The sequence below is a fragment of the Streptomyces sp. NPDC008139 genome (assembly GCF_042957025.1).
GTDB lineage: Bacteria > Actinomycetota > Actinomycetes > Streptomycetales > Streptomycetaceae > Actinacidiphila.
The window spans coordinates 72,864-94,710 of the sequence record NZ_JBIBHM010000008.1; the positions used below are offsets into that span (position 1 = coordinate 72,864).

Below are 21,847 nucleotides of genomic sequence, written 5' to 3' on the forward strand. Positions count from 1 at the left end.
CAGTATCCGCACTCCCCCCGCGGCCCTGCCCCGGCCGGAACTTTGGAGTTCCTTGAGAGAAGCCGGATCGGCTTGGCGGTCGGAGCGACAGCCACGGAGGCTGAAGAGGCTCGTTGGTCAGTCCGCGAGTCCCGTCGGTCGGCGCGCGGGGCTCGTTGGTCAACTCGTCGGTCGTGAAACGCTCGTTGATGGGGGATGTGGTCGTGGCCGTTGTGGCTCGATGGTGTTTTCGGCACAAATGGCTGGTGATGTCGTTCTGGCTGGCGGCGCTGCTGTGCGTCGGCGCGGTGGGCAACGCGCTCGGCAGCGGCTACTCCAACGCGTTCTCGCTCAAGGGCACCGAGTCCACCAAGGTCCTGGACCTGATGGACCAGGTGGTGCCCGAGCGGTCCGGCGAGGCCGACACGGTGGTGTGGCACGTCGACTCGGGTACGGTGCGCGACGCTTCGGTACGGGCGCGGCTCGACCCGGCGCTGGCGGAGATCGCCAAGCAGAAGGACGTCGGGCAGGTCGTCAGCCCGTACGACCCGGCGGGCGCGGCGCAGATCAGCAAGGACGGCCGTACGGCGTACGCGACGGTGACGTACACCAAGCTCGGCGGTGACCTCTCCAACGACCAGGCGCAGAAGCTGATCGACACCGCGCACCACGCGGCGGCCAAGGGCCTGAGGGTCGAGGTCGGCGGCAACAAGCCCGCGCAGGCGGAGCAGCCGCTGCCGGGCCTCGCCGAGGGCGTCGGCATCGCGGCGGCGGCCGTGGTGCTGTTCCTGGCGCTGGGTTCGCTGTTCGGGATGCTGCTGCCGATCGTGACGGCGCTGTTCGGCATCGGCATCTCGTCGTCGGCGATCATCATCCTCAGCCACGGCATGGACGTGGCGGACTTCTCGCCGCAGCTCGCGACGCTGGTGGGTCTGGGCGTCGGCATCGACTACGCGCTGTTCATCGTGACCCGGCACCGCAAGGGGATCCTGCGCGGGAAGAGCCCCGAGGACGCGGCGGTCACCGCGCTCAACACCTCGGGCCGGGCCGTGCTGTTCGCGGGCGGCACGGTCTGCATCGCGCTGCTGGGCATGTTCACGCTGCGGCTGACCTTCCTCGACGGTGTGGCCGTCGCGGCGGCGCTGACCGTCGTCATCACGGTCGCCGCCGCGATGACGCTGCTGCCCGCGCTGCTCGGCCTGTTGGGCATGCGGGTGCTCAGCCGCAGGCAGCGCCGCGCGCTGGCGGCCGAGGGACCGCAGCCGGAGGTCGCGACGGGCGCGGCGGCGCGCTGGTCGTCGTTCCTCCAGCGGCACCCGCGCGTGCTCGCGGTGGCGGCGGTGGCCGTGATGGCCACCTTGGCGATCCCGGCGCTCGGCCTGCGCCTGGGCTCCTCCGACCAGGGCAACAACCCGACGACGACCACCACCCGCAAGGCGTACGACATGCTCGCGGACGGCTTCGGCCCCGGTTTCAACGGGCCGTTGACGATCCTCGCCGAGGTGCCGACCGGCGCGGACAGGACCGCGCTGAACGGCCTGGTCACGACGTTGAGGGACACCGACGGCATCGCGTACGCCGCCGCCCTGCCGATGAAACCGGGCGACAAGGTGGCGTTCATCCAGGCGGTGCCGACCACCTCGCCGCAGGACAAGGCGACCTCCGACCTGATCGACCACCTGCGCGACGACGTCGTCCCGGCCGCCGAGCGGGGCAGCACGATGCGGGCGTACGTCGGCGGCCAGACGGCGATCTTCGAGGACTTCGCGACGGTTCTGTTCAACAAGCTGCCGCTGTTCATCGGCGTGATCATCGTCCTGGGCTTCCTGCTCCTGCTGGTCGCCTTCCGCAGCCTGGTGGTGCCGCTGACGGCCGCCGCGATGAACCTGATCGCGGCGGCGGCCTCCTTCGGGGTGCTGGTGGCGTGCTTCCAGTGGGGCTGGGGCGGTTCGCTGGCCGGGCGCGAGGGGCCGATCGACGCCTTCCTGCCGGTCATCATGCTGTCGCTGCTCTTCGGCCTGTCGATGGACTACCAGGTCTTCCTGGTCAGCCGGATGCACGAGGAGTGGGTGCACACCAAGGACAACGCGCGGGCGGTACGGGTCGGGCTCGCCGAGACCAGCCGGGTGATCAACTCGGCGGCGGTCATCATGATCTGCGTCTTCGGCGCCTTCGTGCTCAGCGGCGAGCGGGTGCTGGCGATGTTCGGCATCGGCCTGGCGGGCGCGGTCGCGCTGGACGCGTTCATCCTGCGGACGGTGCTGGTGCCGTCGCTGATGCACATGTTCGGCACCTCCAACTGGTGGCTGCCCGCGTGGCTGGACAAGCGGCTGCCGCACCTGGCGGTGGAGCCGGCCGAGGACGACGCCCCTGCGGGAGGCGCGCCGACGGGCACGCTGATGGCCGCCGGGTCCGGTACGGACATCGTCTCCGGGCCCGCCGTACGCGGCCGGGTCACGGGCGCCGCCGGGCTGCCGGTGCCGCGCTCGGAGCTGACGCTGATCGCGGCGGACGGCCGTCAGGTGGGCCGCGCGGCGGCGGACGACGAGGGCGCCTTCCTGCTTCCGACGCCGCGCGCGGGTTCGTACGTCCTGGTCGCCAGCGCGCCGGGACACCACCCGCAGACGGCGAGCGTGCTGGCCTCCGACCGCCCGGTGGACTGTGATCTCCGCCTCACGGGGACGGGTGCGCTGACCGGTACGGTGCGGCGCGCGGACGGCCAGCCGGTCGAGGACGCGCGGGTCGTGCTGCACGACGCGGACGGCCACGAGGTGGCCGAGACGCGGACCGGCAAGGACGGCTCGTACGCCTTCGGCAATCTCTACTCCGGCCGGTACACCCTGCTGACCATGGGCTATCCACCCTTCCCCGCCACCGTCCGGGTCCCGGACGACGGCGGCGAGGGGGACGGTGACGTCGACCTGGAGCTGAGTTATTCGCAGGACTGACCGCGGCCGGGCGCCGCCGCTTCCCCGGCGGCGCCTGTCGTCAGGGCCCGGTTCCGAACCTTCGGAGCCGGGCCCTTCCGTATGCCCGGAGCACCGACCTTGAACATGTTCAAAACCGGGTCTAGAGTCGTCGCGTCGGTAGGTTTGAACACGTTCAAACAAGGGGTGGACCCGCTATGGACCTGACCGTCCTCGCGTATGTGATCTATCTGGCCGTCAGTATCGGCCTGACCGTCTGGGTGGCCCGCACCCTCAGCAGCAACGGCCGGATCTTCCTCGCCGACGTGCTGCACGGCGACGAGAAGCTCGCCGACGCCGTCAACCACCTCCTGGTGGTCGGCTTCTATCTGGTGAACCTCGGCTTCGTCGCCCTCTACCTGAAGTCGGCCGACGCCGTCGACAACGCGCGCGGCCTGTTCGAGGCGCTGTCGGTCAAGCTCGGCGTCGTGCTGCTGGTGCTCGGCGTGATGCACCTCGGCAACGTCTACGTGCTCAACAAGATCCGGCGGCGCGGGCTGATGGAGCGCGAGCAGTACCCGCCGGTGGACAGCGACGGCTGGACGAAGCCGAGCGGTCCGGCCCCGGCCGGGGTGTGACATGACGCGCCTCACGCAGAGCGCGGTGACCGCGCGGCCCGACCGGCCGACGACGGCGCGGCCCGTGGCGCGGGCGCCCCGCCCGCCCGTACGGCGGCTCACCGTGCTGTACGACCCCGCCTGCCGGCTGTGCGCCTTCGTACGGGACTGGCTCGTCCGGCAGCGGCAGCTCGTCAAGCTCGACATGGTGCCGGTCGGCTCGCCCGAGGCCATGCACCGCTTCCCCGGCCTCGACCACGCGGCGACCGGGCGCGAGATCACCGTCGTGGGCGACGCGGGCCAGCTCTACCGGGGCGACTCCGCCTGGGTGGTGTGCCTGTGGGCGCTCGCCGACCACCGCGCCTTCTCGCACACCCTGGCCACCCCGGCGGGCCGCAGGCTCGCCCGCGCGGCGGTGCTGACCGCGGCCAAGTACCGCGAGAGCAAGCGGCGTTCGGCCGCGGCCCCGACCTGGTTCCCCAAGCGCAACGCGGCGGGGGCGCCCGGCCCCGCGCCGGTCAGGTCCGTACCCGGCTGGACCTACGACAAGGCGACCGGCTGGACGCAGAGCGAATCCTTCCGGCACGAGCGGGAGGCCGGACCCGGCTGGTCGTACGACGGGAACGGCGGCTGGACGCAGAGCGGCCCGGGCACTCCGGCCGAGCCGCCGTCCGTACCGCCGGCCGCACCGTCGGCCGACCCGCCGCGCGGCCGGGGCGAGGACTGCGCCGACGGCTGTGCGGGCGACGGATAGGCTCACCCGGGTGGAGCACGTGACAGACCAGCCGGAGCCCGCGGCCACGGGTCCGGCGGCGGAGCCGGGCCCCGGCCTGGGCGAGGAACTGCCCGGCGGCCGGGCCCGGCCCAAGACCGGCAAGAGCGAGCAGACCCGCGCGGTGATCCTGGAGACCGCGATGCGGCTGTTCCGCGAGCGCGGCTACGACAAGACCACGATGCGCGCCATCGCCCAGGAGGCGGGGGTCTCGGTCGGGAACGCCTACTACTACTTCCAGTCCAAGGAATTCCTGATCCAGGGGTTCTACGACCGGATGACGCACGACCACGCGGCCGACGCCCGGGTGCGCATGCGCGGGGTGACGGACTTCGCGGAGCGCCTGGAGATCACGCTCGCGTCCTGGCTGGACACCGCGGCCGAATACCACGAATTCGCCGCCCAGTTCTTCCGCACGGCCGCCGACCCGGACAGCTCGCTCAGCCCGTTCTCGAACGAGTCGCACCCGGCCCGCGCCACCGCCGTCGAACTCTTCCGCGACGTGCTGTCCGGCTCCGACCTCGCCCCCAAGCTCGACACCGAACTCGCCGAGCTGCTCCCCGAACTGCTCTGGCTGCACCTCATGGTCGTCGTCCTCTACTGGGTCTTCGACCGCACCCCCGGCACCGCGCGGACCCGCGAGTTCGTGCATCGCTCCACACCCGTGGCGGCCCGCGTCATCGGCCTGTCCCGCTACCGGGTCTTCCGCCCCGTCGTCCGCGACGCCAAGTCCCTCATCCAGGACTTCATCCTCCCGACGATCGGGCGCACCGCGGTCACACCCTCGAGTCGGCCGACTCCTGATCAGCCGGGGCAGCCGGGCTAGTCGGGGCGGGCTCTTGCGCCGGGTCGGCCGGACCGGCCTCCGCCGCCTCGCGGCGCAGCGCCCGCAGGCTCCGCGCGCCGAGGGCCGCGATGGCGGTGCCGAGGAGGAAGGAGACGATCGCGAGCGTGAGGTGGATCCAGAAGTAGGCGGTGGGCGATCCGTGGTCGCCGTCGTGGAAGGCCAGACCGCTGGTGTCCTTCCACAAATTCTTGACAAAGGTGACCCAGACGATCCACGACCACACACCGAAAGCGACCAGGAACCAGGACACGCGCCGACTGAGCTTCATGCGTCCCAGTATGTGCGGGTCCCCCGGTAGGAGGGCCGACGGGGGTGGCCGGTTCCCTGCGCGGGACGTGCGGATCGTCACGGCGGACGGCCCGCACCCGGGGGCGCGGCGGCCAGGACAGGACATGTACGTTTCCTCGGGTGCCCATGCCTACGACCGCCGCGCGCCGCACCGCGCCGCACCGTTCCGCCCTGGCCGTTCTCGCCGTGTCCGCCGTCGCCGCGCTGCTCAGCGGCACCGTACTGACGGGGGCCGCGAGCGCGGCTCCGGCCGCCGACACCAAGCCCGCGCCGAGACCGCCCGAGCACATGTCCACGGTGGGCGGCGACCGGCTGGGCGTGCCGGGCACACAGGTGGACCTCGCGCCGGGCGCGCCCGCGCTGCCCGCGAGGCTGACGGCGAAGTCCTGGATCGTGGCGGACGCCAAGACCGGCGAGATCTACGCCGCGCACAACGCGCACTGGCGGCTCCCCCCGGCCAGCACCCTGAAGATGCTGTTCGCGGACACGGTGCTGCCGAAGTTCCCGAAGAACACCGTGCGCAAGGTGCTGCCGAGCGACCTCCAGGGCATGGGCGAGGGCAGCAGCCTCGTCGGCATCAAGGAGAATCTGGCCTACACCGTCCACGACCTGTGGCTCGGTGTCTTCCTGCGCTCGGGCAACGACGCGGTGCACGTGCTGTCCGCCATGAACGGCGGCGTCGCCAAGACCGTCGCCGACATGAACGCGCAGGCCAAGGAGTTGCAGGCGGCCGACACGCATGTGGTCACGCCCGACGGCTACGACGAGCGCGGGCAGGTCAGCAGCGCGTACGACCTCACGCTCTTCGCCCGCTCGGGGCTCCGGAACGCCGACTTCCGCGAGTACTGCTCGACGGTGAGCGCGCAGTTCCCCGGCGAGTGGAAGGTCGACAAGGACAAGAAGACCGGCAAGACGACCAAGAAGCGCGAGTCGTTCGGCATCCAGAACACCAACCGGCTGCTCAGCGGCGACTACGGCCTGTCCCGTTACCCCGGCATCGCGGGCGTCAAGAACGGCAACACCACCAACGCGGGCGCCACCTTCACCGGGGTCGCGCAGCGTGACGGCCGTACGCTGCTGGTCACCGTCATGACGCCGAAGGCCGAGCACGACCTGGTCTACCGCGAGGCCGCCTCGCTGCTGGACTGGGGCTTCAAGGCCGCCCCTACGGCCAAGCCGGTGGGCACGCTGGTCCCGCCGCTGAGCGAACTGCCGCCGCCGACCGCCACGACGAAGGCGCCCGAGGGCGACAAGGGACCGGCCACCGCCTCCGCCACGGCCGGTTCCTCCCACGACGGCCTGTGGACGGCGCTGGGCGTCGCCGCCGGTTCCCTGCTCGTCCTGGCCGTGGCGTTCATCGTGGTACGGAAGCTCCGCCCGCTGCCGTCCCCGGCCGGTGGGGGTCCTGACCATGGTCCTGAGCCTGATCGGGCTTCGGGTCCTGGCCCTGACTCCGGTCAGGCGTCCGGTCCGGCTTCCGGTCCCGACCGCCGCTCCCGGCGCCGGAAGGGCTGACCGACTCCGGGGCCCGCGTGGCCCCGTGGACCTCGATCACCTCGACGACCTCCACGGTCTCGACGGCTTCCACCGGTTCCTCGGCGGCGTCGCCGTCCCCACCGTCCTCGCCGTCCCCACCGTCCTTCTCGGGCGGCGGCGCGTGCCTGGGCGTCGCCGTCCACGCGGCGCAGTACAGCAGCAGCTTCGCCATGAAGTTGATCCAGAGCAGCAGGGCGACCGGCGTACCGAAGGCGCCGTACACGCTCTTGCCCGCGACGCCCTGGAGGTAGCCGCTGAGCAGCACCTTCAGCAGCTCGAAGCCGACCGCGCCGATGAACGCCGCCTGGACCACGGCGCGGCGCGGCGGTTCGACGCCCGGCAGCAGCGTCAGCAGGTAGGTCAGGATCAGGAAGTCGGCCAGGACGGCGATGCAGAAGCCGAGGACGGTCAGCAGCGCGCGGCCGGGGCCGTGGTCGGCGAGCCCGGCCTTGTGGACGGTCCAGTCGACGGCCGCGGTCGCGAAGCCGGAGGCGGCGAGCGAGAGCAGGGCCGCCGCGCCGAGGCCGAGCAGGATGCCGCCGTCGACCAGTTTGGCGACGACGGGGTTGCGCTCCTCGTCGTCCTTGTCCCAGACCGCGCGCAGGCAGTCGCGCAGCGAGCCGACCCAGCCGATACCGGTGAAGAGCAGCGCGGCACCGGCGATCCCGCCGATGGTCCCGGCGTTGGCGACCAGGCCGTTGATGTCGAGCTGGTCGGCGATGCCGGGGATCTGGTCGGAGATCTTGTGCTGGAGGGTGTCGAGCTGATGCTGTGACAGCAGCGCGGCGCCGATCGCCGCGACGACCGCGAGCAGCGGGAAGAGCGAGAGGAAGCTGGTGAAGGTCATCGCGGCGGCCAGCCGCGTCCAGTGGACGGTCTGGAGGTGCGCGAAGGCGCGCCAGCCGTGTGTCCGCATCGCCGCGGCGATGCGCGGGCCGATCCAGGGCAACCTTGTCAACCAGTCCATAACGCAGGGCCTACCCTCCCCGGGCCCGCGCAGTCCCGCGGAACACGAGGGTGCGGGTCCCCCAGAAGCGCAGCGCGGTCGCGAGAGCCATGCCGACTCCCGCGCCCGACACGACGTCGGCGCGCGCGCTGGCCAGCCCGAGCACGTAGTGCGATACGCCCAGACAGCCCAACTGCACAAGCGCTCCCGCCACGTTCACCGCGAAGAAGACCCCGTACTGCCGCGCCCTGCCGACCGCGGGGGTCCGGCCCCGGTAGGTCCCCAGCGCGTTCCCGAGATACGCCACCGTGCACCCGGCGAGGAACGACAGCGCCTTCGCCCCGATCGGCCCGAACCCGCCGGGGCCGCGCAGCCAGACGAACAGCCCGAGGTCGGCGGCGTACGCGGCGCCGCCCGCGAGGGCGAAGCCGAGGACTTCCGAGCTGAGGCCCCGAGGGAAGCGCGCCCTCACCGGTTGACCGCCGCCAGGACGTAGAGGACGACCCAGGCCAGGGCGATGACGACCAGGGCGCGGTCGCGCAGGACGACGTCCTCGGGGGCGCCGGCGGAGCCCGCGTCGGCGAAGACGGCGTAGCGGAGGACGGAGAGGATGAAGGGGATCATCGAGAGCTGCCGCCAGGGGAGCCAGCCGTTGGGCGAGGCGCCGGTCTCCATCGACCACAGGCAGTAGGCGAGTACGGCGCCGCCCGCCGCGAGCTGCCAGACGAAGCGCAGGTAGCCGGTGGTGTACGCGCCGAGGAGGGCGCGGGAGGCGCCGACCTCGGAGCTCTCCGAGTCCTCGGGCGGCACGGGGGCCGCCGCGGCGGTGGCGTCCGGCTGGGGTCCGACCGTCGGGGCCGCGGGGGCCGCCGCCGTGGCCCGTTCGGCGAGCCGCGACATCAGGACGAGTTCGGAGTAGCGCTTGGCGGCGACCATGAACAGCGCGCCGAAGCCCGAGGTGATCAGGAACCAGCGGGACAGGTCGATGCCGAGGGCGAGGCCGCCCGCCATGGCGCGCATCAGGAAGCCGGTGGTGACGATGACGAGGTCGACGACCAGCATGTGCTTGAGCCACACGCAGTAGGCGAGCTGCATGACCACGTATCCGGCGAGCAGCCCGGCCGTGTCCGGGTTGCAGAGCACCCCGGCCGCCGCGGGCGCGAGGACCGCGAGGGCGCCGCCCGCGGCGTACGCGACCGGCACCGGGACCTGTCCGCAGGCCACCGGGCGGCGGCACTTGACGGGGTGGGCGCGGTCGGCGTCGGCGTCGCGGGCGTCGTTGATCAGATAGACGGCGGCGGAGCAGCCGGTGAAGAGCACGAAGACGACGGCGAGCTGGAGTACGGCGTGCGCGGACAGCAGGTGCCCGGCGGCCAGCGGCGCGGCCAGCACGAGGACGTTCTTGACCCACTGCCGGGGCCGGGCGGTCCGCACCAGACCGGCGGGCAGGCCCCGTACGGAGACCGGGGGCGAGAAGCGTCCGGCCGAGGGGACGGCGGTCGCCGGTACGTCGTCGATGAGCGCGGCGGCGCGTTCCGTCATGACGGCCGCCCTCCGCGCAGGGCCCAGTTCCGGCCGAGCCGGGCGGTGACGGCGCCGAGCAGCGCGCCGCAGGCCACGTCGCTCGGGTAGTGGACGCCGACGACCATCCGGGACACGCACATGGCGGCGGCGAGCGGCGGGAGCGGCGCGGCGAACGGCGTGCGGGGCATCAGTGCCCCGAAGGCGACGACGGCCGCGGCGGCCGAGGCGGCGTGCGAGCTGGGGAAGCTGTGCCGTCCGGCGGTGCGGACCAGCGGTTCGGCGTCCGGCAGCACCGGCCGCGGGCGGCGGACGACCCGTTTGACGCCCATGCTCGCCGCGTGGGCCGCGCCGACCAGCGTGGTGGCGCGCAGCCAGGCGCCGCGGCGGTCGGGGTCGACGCAGGCGCCGGCGAGACCGGCGGCCAGCCAGACCGCGCCGTGCTCGCCCGCCCAGGACAGCGCGCGGGCCGCGCCCGCGACGCGGGGGTCGGTGCCGCGGCGGCGCAGCGCGGCCAGCAGGTGGTGGTCCGCGCGTTCCGCGGCGGAGTCGGGGTAGCGCACTGGTCGGTACTCCCTCGCAGCGACGGCTCGTGACCCTCGGCCGCCACTGCTGGGCGACCGGCCGCCCCACCTGGGCGAATTGTCGGGTCATCACACTTAGACCCCGAGTACTTACCGTGCGCGACGGCTCCTCACGCACCACCACTCACCCTTTTCAGTGAGAAAAGCCGCATAACGCACTATTCGTGATCTTTCGCACCACTCAGGGCGCTACGGTCACGGGCATGCCTGTACCCTCCGCGACGACCGTCCCCGTCACCGGCGAGGGCCGCACCGCCGCCGACTCCTCGGCCGACCCCGCCGACTCCTCGGCCGACCCCACCGCCGCCCCCCTCGATCGCGGCTCCGAACCCGCCGACCTCCCCAGCCGCGTCGGCCCGGTCACCGGCTGGGGCCGCACCGCCCCCACCACCGCCCGCGTCCTGCGCCCCCTGACGTACGAGGCGGCCGTCGCGGCGGTCACCGGCAGCGACGGCCGCGGCGCCATCGCGCGGGGCCTGGGCCGGGCCTACGGGGACGCGGCGCAGAACGCGGGCGGCGCCGTCCTGGACATGACCGGACTCGACCGCGTCCACGAGATCGACGCCGTCAACGGCCTGGTCGTGTGCGACGCGGGCGTCTCGCTGCACCGCCTGATGGAGGTGCTGCTGCCGCTCGGCTGGTTCGTCCCCGTCACGCCCGGCACCCGCTACGTGACGGTCGGCGGCGCGATCGGCGCGGACATCCACGGCAAGAACCACCACGGCTCCGGGTCCTTCTCCCGCCATGTGCGCGCCATCGAACTGCTCACCGGCGACGGCGAGACCCGGCTGGTCACGCCCGAGGACGAGCCGGGCCTGTTCTGGGCGACGGCCGGCGGGATGGGCCTGACCGGCGTCATCCTGGCCGCGACCCTCCAGCTCCTGCCGGTCCAGACGTCGTTGATGACCGTGGACACCGAACGCGCCACCGACCTGGACGACCTGATGGCGCGGCTGACCGCGACCGACGACACGTACCGCTACTCGGTGGCCTGGATCGACCTGCTCGCGCGCGGCGCGAAGACCGGCCGCGCCGTGCTCACCCGCGGCGACCACGCCCCGCTCGACGCGCTGCCCGCCACGTCCCGCGCCCGCCGCGACCCGCTCGCCTTCCGCCCCGGACGGCTGCCCGCCGCCCCGCGCTTCGTCCCCGAGGGCCTGCTCGGCCGTACCAGCGTCGGCCTGTTCAACGAGTTCTGGTACCGCAGGGCCCCGCGCGAGCGGCGCGGCGAACTCCAGCGCCTGTCCACCTTCTTCCACCCGCTGGACGGCCTGCCGCACTGGAACCGGATCTACGGCCGCAGCGGCTTCGTCCAGTACCAGTTCGTCGTCGGCCACGGCCAGGAGGAGGCGCTGCGACGCATCGTCGGACGGATCGGCGCCCGCGGCTGCCCGTCCTTCCTCGCCGTGCTCAAGCGCTTCGGCGAGGGCGACCCCGGCTGGCTCTCCTTCCCGATGGCGGGCTGGACCCTCGCCCTCGACATCCCCGCCGCGCTCCCCGGCCTCGGCGCGTTCCTCGACGAGCTGGACGAGGAGGTCGCGGAGGCGGGCGGCCGGGTCTACCTCGCCAAGGACGCGCGGCTGCGGCCCGAGCTCCTGGCCCGGATGTACCCGCGCCTCGACGACTTCCGCACCCTGCGCGCCACGTACGACCCGCGCGGCGTGATCACGTCCGACCTCGCCCGCCGCCTGGCCCTCTAAGGGCCACAGCCTCGAAGGAGCTTCCCGTGAAGGACGCGTTCGGCGCCCCCCAGTCCCTGCTGATCCTCGGCGGCACCTCCGAGATCGCGCTGGCCACCGCCCGCCGCCTCATCGCCCGCCGCACCCGTACCGTCTATCTCGCGGGCCGCCCCTCCGACGCGCTGGACGCCGCCGCGACGCAGTTGCGCGCGCTCGGCGCCGACGTCCACGCGGTCGGCTTCGACGCCCTCGACCCGGCCTCGCACGAGGAGGTCCTCGGCAAGCTCTTCACCGAGGGCGACATCGACATGGTGCTGCTCGCCTTCGGCGTCCTCGGCGACCAGGCCCGCGACGAGCAGGAACCGCTCTCGGCCGTCCACGTCGCCCAGGTCAACTACACCGGCGCCGTCTCCGCCTCCCTCGTCTGCGCGGGCGCCCTCCAGTCGCAGGGCCATGGCTCGCTGGTCGTGCTGTCCTCCGTGGCCGGCGAGCGCGCCCGCCGCGCCAACTTCATCTACGGCAGCAGCAAGGCCGGGCTCGACGCCTTCGCCCAGGGCCTCGGCGACGCCCTGCACGGGGCCGGCGTGCACGTCATGATCGTCCGTCCCGGCTTCGTCCGCACCAAGATGACCGCGGGTCGCGAAGAGGCCCCGCTGGCCACCACCCCCGAGGCCGTCGCGGTCGCCATCGAGACCGGGCTGCGCCGCCGCAGCGAAACGGTCTGGGTGCCCGGCACCCTGCGCGTCGTCATGTCGGCCCTGCGGCACGTCCCGAGGCCGCTCTTCCGCCGCCTGCCGGTCTGACCCGGTACCGGCTCCGGGGCGCGCGCCGTCGGCGGCGGGCGGCCGTGTCGTACGCTCCACAGACGGTGACACAGCGTTCCGGAGGAGGGGGCCATGGGGGCGACTCCCGCTGACGGGAGAGGACTTCGGGGTCGGCGGCTGCGGTGGCTGACCCCGCCGGTCGTGGCCTTCGCGCTCGTCGTCAGCTCCGTCTTCGTCGTCGCGGGGCTGTCCGGTACCGGCGCCAGGTCGGCCGTGCAGAGCGCGGCCCCGCCCAGGCCCGTGCTCCCCCGGGTCGGCGCGTGGACGGCGGCGCTGGCGGGCGGCGGCCAGCGCGTCCACCACCGCACGGTGCGCATGGTCGTGCACCCGACGATCGGCGGGACGGGCGTACGGGTGCGGCTGTCGAACCGGTACGGGACCGGGCCGCTGCCGGTCGGGGCCGTGGACGTGGCCGTCCAGGCGCACGGCGGCGACGCCGTACCCGGCACGCATCACACCGCGACGTTCTCCGGGGCGGGCGCCACGACGATCCCGGCCGGGCGGGACGCGGCGACCGACCCCCTCGCGATGACCGTCAACGCGGACGAGAATCTGCTGGTCAGCGTCTACTTCCCCGGTGACGCGGGCGCGTCGGGGCGGCACTGGCTGGCCGCCGAGACCACGTACTACTCGGCGCCCGGCGACTTCGCCGCCGTCTTCGACCTGTCCACCGCGCTGCGCGACCCCGCCCGGCCGCACCGCCTGTCCCCCGCCTACGACAGCGGCGACCACCTGCATCCCGACGACGCCGGTTACCGCGCGATGGCGAACGCGATCGACCTCCGTACGCTGACGGATCCGCTGACTCCGCGCGCGGCGGGCTGAGCGTCCGTACGCCCGCTCACAGGCGGCTGGGGGTCGCCTCGTCCGTCTTCTTCTCGGCGTCCTCCCCGGGCGGGGCGACCTCGCCGAAGCGGGCCAGGGCCAGGGCACCGACGACCGCGAGGGCGAAGCCCGCGACCGCGACCGGGGCCCAGCCGTGGCGGGTCCGGTCGCCGAGGGCGAGGACGCCGACGAGCGCAGGGCCGACGGTCTCGCCGATGACCATCCCCGCGGTGGCGGCCGTCACCGAGCCGCGCTGGAGGGCGGAGGTCAGCAGCAGGAAGGCGGCTCCGCCGCCGACGAGGAGGCCGTACACGGCCGGGTTGGTGAGCAGCGCCACCGGGGTCATGCCGTCGATGACGCGGACGGCGACCTCGACCACGCCGAAGCCGAGGCCCGCGCCGAGGCCCAGCGCCGCCGCGCGGGAGCGTTCGGGGAGACGGCCGGCCGCCGTGCCCGCGGCGAGGACGGCGAGCGCCGTGGCCAGCGTGCCCCAGCGCAGCGCCGTACCGCCGTGGTCCGCGCCGGCCCCCTCGCTGCCCGAGGCCATGCCCAGCAGCGCCAGGCCGCCGCACACCGCCGCGACCGCGCCCCACTCGCGCGGCGACAGCCGCGTGTCCAGCAGCCGCGCCGCCGCGACCGCCGTGACCGCCAGGCTCGCCGCCAGGGCCGCGCCCACCGCGTAGATCGGCAGCGACCTCAGCGCGACCAGTTCCAGCGCGAAGCCCACGCCGTCGAGGCCCAGGCCCGCCACGTAGCGCCACTCGCGCAGGGCCCTGCCCAGCAGCCGCGCGTCGACCGCCGAGCGCGCGCCTCCGCCCGGCTCCGCCGCCGCCCGCGCCGCCACCGCTTGCAGCACCGACGCCACCCCGAAACACACGGCCGCGCCCAGCGCACACACCATTCCCAGAAGCACGCCCCTGACTCTAGGGCGTCCAGCCCCCCGGGCCCCGCCCCGAACGCTTCCTCCGCCGCAGACGGCGAGCCGATCTTTCCCACCGGCCGGTGGCCGGAAGACAACCAAACTGCCCCTCTGGGGCGCGTGACCGAGCGCGCCCACGCGGCGCCAGCCGCACATCAGACACAGCCCCGCGCCCCTAAAAAAACCGGCCCACCCCCGGACGAAAGACGGCCCGCCCCGCCAGAAGCACCTCCCGGGCGAAGGTTGGGGGGAGGAACCACGCGAGCAACCCACCACCGGCGGGCGGTCCGGAGACGAAGGGACAGCCCGCCGGTGGGTGGTCCGGGGACAGGGGGACCGCCCCGCCGGGAGGGGGGAAGGTCAGGCGGAGAGGACTGTGCGGAGTTGGGTGAGGCCCCAGTCGAGGTCGTCCTTGGAGATGGTGAGCGGCGGCGCCAGCCGAATGGTGCTGCCGTGGGTGTCCTTGGCGAGAACCCCGAGCGCCATGAGCCGCTCGGAGATCTCGCGGCCGGTCCCCACGGCGGGGTCGATGTCGACCCCGGCCCACAACCCGCGCCCGCGCACCTCGGTGACCTTGCCGGAGCCGGTGAGGAGGGAGAGCTCGCGGTGCAGGTGGTCACCGAGTTCGGCGGCACGCTCCTGGTACTCCCCGGTGCGCAGCATGGCGAGGACTTCGAGCCCGACGGCGCAGGCCAGCGGGTTCCCGCCGAAGGTGGACCCGTGTTCGCCGGGCCGGTAGACGCCGAGGACGTCGCGGGAGGAGACCACGGCCGAGACGGGCACGACGCCGCCGCCGAGCGCCTTGCCGAGGACGTACATGTCGGGGACGACGTCCTCGTGCTCGCAGGCGAAGGTGCGGCCGGTCCTGCCGAGACCGGACTGGATCTCGTCGGCGATGAAGAGCGCCCCGCGCTCGGCGGTGACCCGGCGCACCCCGGCGAGATAGCCGGGCGGCGGCACGAGGACGCCCGCCTCGCCCTGGATCGGCTCCAGCAGCACGGCGACGGTCTCGTCGTCCACGGCCGCTTCGAGCGCGGCGAGGTCGCCGTAGGGGACGGTCACGAAGCCGGGGGTGTACGGGCCGAAGTCCGCGCGCGCCTCGGGGTCGGTGGAGAAGCTGACGATCGTGGTGGTGCGGCCGTGGAAGTTGCCGGCCGCGACGACGATCTTGGCCCGGCCGTCCGGTACGCCCTTGACCCGGTAGCCCCACTTGCGCGCCGTTTTGACGGCGGTCTCCACCGCTTCGGCGCCGGTGTTCATCGGCAGCACCATCTCCATGCCGCACAGCTCGGCGAGCCGCGTACAAAAGTCCGCGAAGCGGTCGTGGTGGAAGGCGCGGGAGGTCAGCGTGACCCGGTCGAGCTGCGCCTTGGCCGCCGCGATCAGCCGGGGGTTGGCGTGGCCGAAGTTCAGCGCCGAGTAGCCCGCGAGCATGTCGAGATAACGGCGGCCCTCGACGTCGGTCATCCACGCGCCTTCGGCCGTGGCGACCACGACGGGGAGCGGGTGGTAATTGTGCGCGCTGTGCGCCTCGGCGGCGGCGATCCGCGCACCGGTGGTGCCGGTGGTACCTGCGGTGCCGGAAGGACCTGCGGTGGTGGTCACGTGCGTTCTCCGTTCGTTGTACGTCGGAGGCCAGGGCGAAGGGGCGGGGTGACGCCCCTTTTCTATCGTCGCTCGCCGCGATCACGGCGAAACCTCACCGACGGCGGCCAGTGGTGTCCACCAGGGGTATGGGAGCGGGGTCACCACCTGAGAGAATGATGGACATGGCAACAGATCGCCCGCGCGCGCTTTCCGGTATCCAGCCCACCGCCGGTTCGTTCCACCTGGGGAACTACCTGGGGGCGATCCGCCAGTACGTGGCGCTCCAGGAGACGCACGACGCCTTCTACATGGTGGTCGACCTGCACGCGATCACCGTGCCGCAGGACCCGGCCGAGCTGCGGGCGAACACGCGGCTGGCCGCCGCCCAGCTCCTGGCCGCCGGACTCGACCCGGACCGCTGCACGCTGTTCATCCAGAGCCATGTGCCCGAGCACGCCCAGCTCGGCTGGGTGATGAACTGCCTGACCGGCTTCGGTGAGGCGTCCCGGATGACGCAGTTCAAGGACAAGTCGGCCAAGCAGGGCGCGGACCGCTCGACGGTCGGCCTGTTCACGTATCCGATCCTCCAGGTCGCGGACATCCTGCTGTACCAGGCGGACGCGGTGCCGGTCGGCGAGGACCAGCGGCAGCACATCGAGCTGACCCGGGACCTGGCGGAGCGGTTCAACACGCGCTTCGGCCCGACCTTCACCGTCCCGGCGCCGCACATCGTGCGGGAGGTCGCGAAGATCTACGACCTCCAGGACCCGACGGCCAAGATGAGCAAGTCGGCGGCGTCGCCGAAGGGCCTGGTCAATCTGCTGGACGAGCCGAAGACGTCGGCGAAGAAGTTCCGCAGCGCGGTGACGGACACCGGCACGGTCGTCAAATATGACGAAAAAGACAAGCCGGGCATCAGCAACCTGCTCACGATTCACTCCGCGCTCACCGGTACCGGAATTCCGGAACTCGAGGAGCGGTACGAGGGCAAGGGCTACGGTGCGCTGAAGACCGACCTCGCGGAGATCTTCGTGGAGTGGGTCACACCGTTCCGTGAGCGTACGCAGGAGTATTTGGGGGACCCGGAGACGTTGGACGCGGTGCTGGCGAAAGGTGCCGAGAAGGCGCGCGCCGTGGCGGCGGAGACGCTGGCCGGGGCGTACGACCGGGTCGGGTTCCTGCCCGCCAAGCACTGAGTACGGTACGGGGCGGTACCGAGGACGATTTTTCTGCTCTCGCATGATTGTCCCGCATGATGGCTGTATGACCATGCGGGGTCATCGCGCGGGGGTGACCACGCGGCCGGCTGAACGGGGAAAGGGGTGAGCGCAGTGGGAACCTCCACGACCACCACGATCGGCGTGTCCATCGCGGTCCCGGAGCCGTACGGGCGCCTGCTCCAGGAGCGGCGCGCCGGTTTCGGCGATCCGGCGGCGTACGCGATCCCCACCCACGTCACGCTGCTGCCGCCCACCGAGGTCGACTGCGACACGCTTCCTGCGCTGCGCCGCCACCTCGCGCAGGTCGCCGCCGACGGCCGCCCCTTCCTGATGCGGCTGCACGGCACGGACACCTTCCGGCCGCTCTCCCCCGTGGTCTACGTCCGCCTCGCCGACGGCGGCGACGCCTGCGCCCAGCTCCAGGAGCAGGTCCGCTCGGGACCCGTCTCCCGTGAGCTCCAGTTCCCGTACCACCCGCACGTCACGGTCGCCCACGGCATCCCCGACACCGCCATGGACCTGGCCCAGTCCGAGCTCGCCACCTTCTCCGCCGCCTGGACCGCGATCAGCTTCGCCCTCTACGAGCAGGGCGAGGACGGCGTCTGGCGCAAGATGCGCGAGTACCCCTTCGGCCGCGAGGGCCTCTCGGCCGTCCCCCACCAGCAGTCCGCCAAGGCCGCGACGCGGCTGTAACGGCGCTGCGGGGTCGACTCGGCCGCGACTCCTGCCGTGCTTCGGCCGCGAGCCGGCCGCGAGCCGGCCCCATCGGTCACATTCGGCCGCTTCCGTGCGACACATCAGCGCACCGCCCACCCACGGACGGTGCGCTGATTCGTCGGGTCGGGCAGAAAGCCGGGAGTGATCATGGGTACGCGGACATCGGCCGTCACGTTCACGGAAGCGGTGGCGGCGGAGCGGCTGGAGCGGGCGGCGGAGGCTCTGGTGCTGCACGGCTTCGACGCGGAGATCCTCGATGACGTGGCCGCCGCGCGGGTCCGGGTGGGCGAGCTGATCCCGCCGGGCGCGAGCGTGTTCACCGGGGCCAGCGAGACGCTGCGGCTGTCCGGGATCGAGGAGGACATCAACGGGAGCGGGCGGTACGAGGCGGTCAAGCCGCGCGTGCTGGCCATGGACCGGGCGAGCGAGGCGGACGCGATCCGGCGGGCGCTGGCCGGTCCGGACGTCAGCGTCGGGAGCGTCGCCGCCGTCACCGAGACGGGGTCGCTGGTGATCGCGTCGGGCAGCGGGAGCCAGTTGCCCGGGTACGCGGGCGGGGCGGGGCGCGCGATCTGGGTGGTGGGCGCGCAGAAGGTCGTGCCGGACCTGGAGACGGCGCTGCGCCGGGTGGAGGAGCACTGCCTGCCGCTGGAGAACGCCAGGACCATGGAGGTGCACGGCTGGCCGAGCACCGTGAACCGCCTCCTGGTCCTCAACGCGGAGTACGTGCCGGGGCGCGGCACCGTACTGCTGCTCCGCGAGCCCATCGGCTTCTGAGGCACGGCCGGTTCACTGCCGGTCCACTGCCGGTCCACGGTCGGCCCACTGCCGCGCGGTATTGCCGACATCGTGTTTGCAAAAGGAGGTGGCGGCCGGGTTTAGGGTGAAGCGGAAACGCTTGGAGGCATGGGCAATTGGCGAATGTGAAGCAGGGCCGTTGCATTGTCGGATCACGCGGGAGCGACCTCGCCAGGGCGCAAGTGCGTGAATATCTGGCGCCGTTGAGGGAGTGGTTTCCCGAGGTGACCTTCACGCATCGGGTGATCGTCGAGGGCGGCGACCGCGACCGGCGCTCACCGCTGGCCGACGTGTCGGCGGTGAGCGGCGGCTCGGCGTTCAGCACGGAGCAGGAGGCCGCGCTGGCGCGCGGTGACGTGGACGTGGTCGTCCACTCCCTCAAGGACCTGCCGACGTCGAATCCGCCGGGCCTGACGCTGTTGCCGCCGCCGGGGCGGGAGGACGTGGCCGACGCGCTGTGCGGGGCGACGCTCGCCGGGCTGCCGGAGGGGGCCAGGGTCGGTACGGGGGCGGCCCGCCGGACCGGCCAGCTCCTCGCCGTACGCCCTGACGTGCGGATCGTGCCGATTCGCGGCAACGTACCGCCGCGCCTGGAGAAGCTGGCGACCGAGGGGCTGGACGCGGTCGTGCTGGCCCTGGCGGGCCTGCGCCGGCTCGGTCTCGACGGCGCCGTGAGCGAGGTGCTGCCGCTCGACCTCTTCCCGCCGAGTCCGGGCCAGGGCGCCCTCGGCATCCAGATCCGCGCGGACGACACCGCCGTACGCGACCTGCTCGCCTGCGCCGGTGACGCCTCCGTCGACGCGCGGGTCCGCGCCGAACGCGCGTTCCTCGCCGAATTGCACGGCGGGTGCAGCGTTCCGGTCGGGGGTTACGCCGAATTGGACCCGGCCGGAAATCTGCGGCTGTTCGGACAGGTCACGTCTCTCGACGGCAGGACGCAGATTTCCGCCGCCGTCAGCGGTCCGGCGCAGCAGCCGGAAAGGCTCGGAAAGGAATTGGCCGCGGAACTCGTCGCGCGGGGCGCGAATTCCCTGCTCGACGCGGCGCGCCACCCGGACGCGTGACCTGACCGGCAGCCGTACCGCCGCCCGGCGCGTGACCTGACCGGCAGCCGTACCGCCGCCCGGCGCGTGACCTGACCGGCAGCCGTACCGCCACCCGGACGCGTGACCTGACCGGCAGCCGTACCGCCACCCGGACGCGTGACCTGACCGGCAGCCGCACCGCCACCCGGCGCGTGACCTGACCGGCAGCCGTACCGCGGCTTACGCGCGGACCGCCGGGGACATCCGGCAGGAGACGCCGATCCGGTTCCAGGCGTTCATGGTGACGCACATGGCCAGGAGGCGGGGGAACTCGTCGGCGTCGAAGAGCCGGGCGGCCTCGTCGAAGGTGGCGTCGGGGACGCCGTGGTCACCGAGGTGGGTGACGGCCTCGGCCAGGGCGAGGGCGGCGCGCTCGCGGGCGGTGAAGAAGGGCGTCTCGCGCCAGACGGTGACGCCGTACAGCTTCTGCTCGGTGATGCCGAGGGCGCGGGCGTCGGCGCTGTGCTTGTCGACGCAGTAGGCGCAGCCGTTGAGCTGGGAGACGCGGACCCGGACGAGTTCGCGGACTGCGGGGTCGAGGCCGCGGGCGGCGGCCTTGTCGAGGGCGGCCATGGCCGCGTAGAAGTCGGGGGCCTTGTCGTTGAGGTCGATCCGGCGCGCGGGCGCGGGAACGGTAGCGGTGTCGTCGGTCGTCGTCGTCATGCCTCCACCGTAGGAGGAAAGTGGCTCCGTACCGTGGTCCACTTGGAGCATGAACGACTGGGCCACTCGCGGTGAGCGCGCCGCCGACTACGACCTGCTGCTCGACCTCCCCGCCGCGCGGACCGCGGCGGGCGGCGGCGCGCGGGCCGGTCTTGAGCGGGCCCTGCGCGAGGCCGTGCGCGACGGCCGCCTCTCCCCCGGTACCCGCCTGCCGTCCAGCCGGGTGCTGGCCGGGGATCTGGGCCTCGCGCGCAATACGGTCGCGGACGCGTACGCGCAGCTCGTCGCCGAGGGCTGGCTGACCGCGCGGCAGGGCTCGGGCACGACGGTGGCGCCGCGCCCGGCCGCGATCCCCGGCCGGGCGCAGAGCGCCCCCGTACGCCGTACGCCCGTCACCCCGGCCGAGCTGGTGCCGGACAACGCGACCGGCCTCCCGTACAGCCTGTGGCCCGGCTCGCCCGACCTGTCGTCCTTTCCGCGCGCCGCGTGGTCGGCGGCGGCGCGGCGGGCGCTGGCGGCGGCGCCGAACGAGGCGTTCGGGTACACCGACCCGCGCGGGCGGCCGGAGTTGCGGGCGGCGCTGAGCACGTATCTCGCGCGGGTGCGCGGGGTGCGGACCGACCCGGAGCACCTGATGATCTGCACGGGGTACGTGCAGGGCGTCGGTCTGCTGGCCCGCGCGCTGTACGGCCGGGGCGCCCGCCGGATCGCCGTCGAGGCGCTGGGCTTCCCCGACACGCGAACGCTGCTGCGCACGGCGGGACTTGAGACGGTGCCGCTGGACGTGGACGGCGACGGGGCGCGGGTGGACCGCCTGGACGGCTCGGCGCAGGCGGTGCTGCTGACCCCCGCGCACCAGTTCCCGACCGGTGTGCCGCTGTCCCCCGGACGCCGGACGGCCGTCACGGGGTGGGCGCGGAGCACTGGCGCGGTGATCCTGGAGGACGACTACGACGGGGAGTTCCGCTACGACCGGCAGCCCGTCGGCGCCCTCCAGGGACTCGCGCCCGGACACGTCGTGTACGCGGGCACGGCGAGCAAGAGCCTCGCGCCGGGCCTGCGGCTGGCGTGGCTCGCGCTGCCCCCGCATCTGCTGGACGCGGTCGTGCGCGAGAAGCGGATGGCCGACCACCACTCGCCGGTGCTCGACCAGTTGACCCTCGCCGAGTTCATCGGATCGGGCGCGTACGACCGCCACGTACGCCGCATGCGCCTGCACTACCGCGCCCGCCGCGACCGCCTGGTGGCGGCCCTGGCCGAACACGCCCCCCACGTCCGCGTCTCCGGCATCGCCGCGGGCCTGCACGCCGTACTCGAACTCCCGCCGGAGACCGGCCCGTTGCAAGCCCTCGTGGACCGCGCCCACGCCCTCGGCCTGGCCCTCAGCGGCCTCCCCGTCTACGGCGCCCCCACCGCCCACGCCCCCACTTCCCTCGTCATCGGCTACGCCACACCCCCCGACCACGCCTTCTCCGGAGCCCTCTCCCGCCTCTGCGAGGTCCTGGCGCCCGGGTAAGGGAGCAGGCGGCGGCGG

General features: G+C 73.2%; 20 protein-coding genes and 1 pseudogene. 13 read left to right on the top strand and 8 right to left on the bottom strand.

Annotated features, from left to right (window positions below; translation table 11 throughout):
* Positions 1–248 precede the first annotated feature (248 nt).
* The 4 genes from ACFZBB_RS18205 to ACFZBB_RS18220 all read left to right on the top strand — a co-directional run bounded on the left by ACFZBB_RS18205 (position 249) and on the right by ACFZBB_RS18220 (position 5,100).
* Positions 249–2,927 (top strand): MMPL family transporter, encoded by a 2,679-nt coding sequence (locus ACFZBB_RS18205; RefSeq protein WP_391123407.1) that lies wholly within the window; start codon positions 249–251, stop codon positions 2,925–2,927.
* A gap of 176 nt (positions 2,928–3,103) precedes the next feature.
* On the top strand, positions 3,104–3,523 hold the full coding sequence (locus tag ACFZBB_RS18210) for a hypothetical protein (protein ID WP_391123410.1): 420 nt from the start codon (positions 3,104–3,106) through the stop codon (positions 3,521–3,523).
* Position 3,524: 1 nt separating this feature from the next.
* The gene (locus ACFZBB_RS18215; RefSeq protein WP_391123413.1) at positions 3,525–4,256 is read left to right on the top strand and encodes a DCC1-like thiol-disulfide oxidoreductase family protein; all 732 of its coding nucleotides are present in this window, start codon (positions 3,525–3,527) and stop codon (positions 4,254–4,256) included.
* A gap of 10 nt (positions 4,257–4,266) precedes the next feature.
* The gene (locus ACFZBB_RS18220) at positions 4,267–5,100 is read left to right on the top strand and encodes a TetR family transcriptional regulator (protein WP_391123416.1); all 834 of its coding nucleotides are present in this window, start codon (positions 4,267–4,269) and stop codon (positions 5,098–5,100) included.
* Here ACFZBB_RS18220 and ACFZBB_RS18225 read toward each other — a convergent pair.
* Positions 5,051–5,389: an SCO4848 family membrane protein gene (locus ACFZBB_RS18225; RefSeq protein ID WP_391123419.1), complete on the bottom strand. Its 339-nt coding sequence runs from the start codon at positions 5,387–5,389 to the stop codon at positions 5,051–5,053. The genes ACFZBB_RS18220 and ACFZBB_RS18225 overlap by 50 nt on opposite strands.
* Positions 5,390–5,535: 146 nt before the next feature.
* On the opposite strand from ACFZBB_RS18225, the gene ACFZBB_RS18230 reads away from it, so the two are divergent.
* Positions 5,536–6,924: a D-alanyl-D-alanine carboxypeptidase family protein gene (locus ACFZBB_RS18230; RefSeq protein ID WP_391123946.1), complete on the top strand. Its 1,389-nt coding sequence runs from the start codon at positions 5,536–5,538 to the stop codon at positions 6,922–6,924.
* 211 nt (positions 6,925–7,135) lie between these two features.
* Here ACFZBB_RS18230 and ACFZBB_RS18235 read toward each other — a convergent pair.
* The 4 genes and pseudogenes from ACFZBB_RS18235 to ACFZBB_RS18250 all read right to left on the bottom strand — a co-directional run.
* Positions 7,136–7,912, bottom strand: a pseudogene (locus ACFZBB_RS18235) (YihY/virulence factor BrkB family protein); the annotation flags it as partial.
* 10 nt (positions 7,913–7,922) lie between these two features.
* On the bottom strand, positions 7,923–8,363 hold the full coding sequence (locus ACFZBB_RS18240; RefSeq protein WP_391123421.1) for a GtrA family protein: 441 nt from the start codon (positions 8,361–8,363) through the stop codon (positions 7,923–7,925).
* Positions 8,360–9,433: a decaprenyl-phosphate phosphoribosyltransferase gene (locus ACFZBB_RS18245; protein ID WP_391123423.1), complete on the bottom strand. Its 1,074-nt coding sequence runs from the start codon at positions 9,431–9,433 to the stop codon at positions 8,360–8,362. The genes ACFZBB_RS18240 and ACFZBB_RS18245 overlap by 4 nt, the downstream gene beginning before the upstream one ends.
* Positions 9,430–9,975 carry a phosphatase PAP2 family protein gene (locus ACFZBB_RS18250; protein WP_391123425.1) on the bottom strand — a complete coding sequence of 182 codons (546 nt, stop codon included), beginning with the start codon at positions 9,973–9,975 and terminating at the stop codon, positions 9,430–9,432. Before ACFZBB_RS18250 ends, ACFZBB_RS18245 begins: the two co-directional genes overlap by 4 nt.
* 224 nt (positions 9,976–10,199) lie before the next feature.
* On the opposite strand from ACFZBB_RS18250, the gene ACFZBB_RS18255 reads away from it, so the two are divergent.
* The 3 genes from ACFZBB_RS18255 to ACFZBB_RS18265 all read left to right on the top strand — a co-directional run bounded on the left by ACFZBB_RS18255 (position 10,200) and on the right by ACFZBB_RS18265 (position 13,324).
* Positions 10,200–11,696, top strand: a complete 1,497-nt coding sequence (locus ACFZBB_RS18255; RefSeq protein WP_391123427.1) for an FAD-binding protein — start codon at positions 10,200–10,202, stop codon at positions 11,694–11,696.
* A 26-nt stretch (positions 11,697–11,722) separates the two neighbouring features.
* Positions 11,723–12,478 (top strand): decaprenylphospho-beta-D-erythro-pentofuranosid-2-ulose 2-reductase, encoded by a 756-nt coding sequence (locus tag ACFZBB_RS18260; protein ID WP_391123429.1) that lies wholly within the window; start codon positions 11,723–11,725, stop codon positions 12,476–12,478.
* Positions 12,479–12,571: 93 nt separating this feature from the next.
* The gene (locus ACFZBB_RS18265) at positions 12,572–13,324 is read left to right on the top strand and encodes a hypothetical protein (protein WP_391123431.1); all 753 of its coding nucleotides are present in this window, start codon (positions 12,572–12,574) and stop codon (positions 13,322–13,324) included.
* Between the two features lie 16 nt (positions 13,325–13,340).
* On the opposite strand, the gene ACFZBB_RS18270 is transcribed toward ACFZBB_RS18265, so the two are convergent.
* Together ACFZBB_RS18270 and rocD are read right to left on the bottom strand one after the other, a co-directional pair.
* Positions 13,341–14,225, bottom strand: a complete 885-nt coding sequence (locus ACFZBB_RS18270; RefSeq protein WP_391123948.1) for a hypothetical protein — start codon at positions 14,223–14,225, stop codon at positions 13,341–13,343.
* A gap of 378 nt (positions 14,226–14,603) precedes the next feature.
* Positions 14,604–15,848, bottom strand: coding sequence for an ornithine--oxo-acid transaminase (rocD, locus tag ACFZBB_RS18275; protein WP_391123433.1), 1,245 nt, complete (start codon positions 15,846–15,848; stop codon positions 14,604–14,606).
* A 164-nt stretch (positions 15,849–16,012) separates the two neighbouring features.
* On the opposite strand from rocD, the gene trpS reads away from it, so the two are divergent.
* From trpS to hemC, 4 genes are all read left to right on the top strand, one after another.
* Entirely contained in the window at positions 16,013–17,026 is a 1,014-nt protein-coding gene (trpS, locus tag ACFZBB_RS18280; protein WP_391123435.1) for a tryptophan--tRNA ligase, read from the top strand.
* A 135-nt stretch (positions 17,027–17,161) separates the two neighbouring features.
* Positions 17,162–17,743 carry a 2'-5' RNA ligase family protein gene (locus tag ACFZBB_RS18285; RefSeq protein ID WP_391123437.1) on the top strand — a complete coding sequence of 194 codons (582 nt, stop codon included), beginning with the start codon at positions 17,162–17,164 and terminating at the stop codon, positions 17,741–17,743.
* A gap of 171 nt (positions 17,744–17,914) precedes the next feature.
* Entirely contained in the window at positions 17,915–18,544 is a 630-nt protein-coding gene (locus tag ACFZBB_RS18290) for an LUD domain-containing protein (RefSeq protein WP_391123440.1), read from the top strand.
* A gap of 146 nt (positions 18,545–18,690) precedes the next feature.
* Positions 18,691–19,629: a hydroxymethylbilane synthase gene (gene hemC, locus ACFZBB_RS18295; protein ID WP_391123950.1), complete on the top strand. Its 939-nt coding sequence runs from the start codon at positions 18,691–18,693 to the stop codon at positions 19,627–19,629.
* A 201-nt stretch (positions 19,630–19,830) separates the two neighbouring features.
* On the opposite strand, the gene ACFZBB_RS18300 is transcribed toward hemC, so the two are convergent.
* Positions 19,831–20,313: a carboxymuconolactone decarboxylase family protein gene (locus ACFZBB_RS18300; RefSeq protein ID WP_391123442.1), complete on the bottom strand. Its 483-nt coding sequence runs from the start codon at positions 20,311–20,313 to the stop codon at positions 19,831–19,833.
* A 49-nt stretch (positions 20,314–20,362) separates the two neighbouring features.
* On the opposite strand from ACFZBB_RS18300, the gene ACFZBB_RS18305 reads away from it, so the two are divergent.
* Positions 20,363–21,829: an aminotransferase class I/II-fold pyridoxal phosphate-dependent enzyme gene (locus ACFZBB_RS18305; RefSeq protein WP_391123444.1), complete on the top strand. Its 1,467-nt coding sequence runs from the start codon at positions 20,363–20,365 to the stop codon at positions 21,827–21,829.
* Positions 21,830–21,847 lie beyond the last annotated feature (18 nt).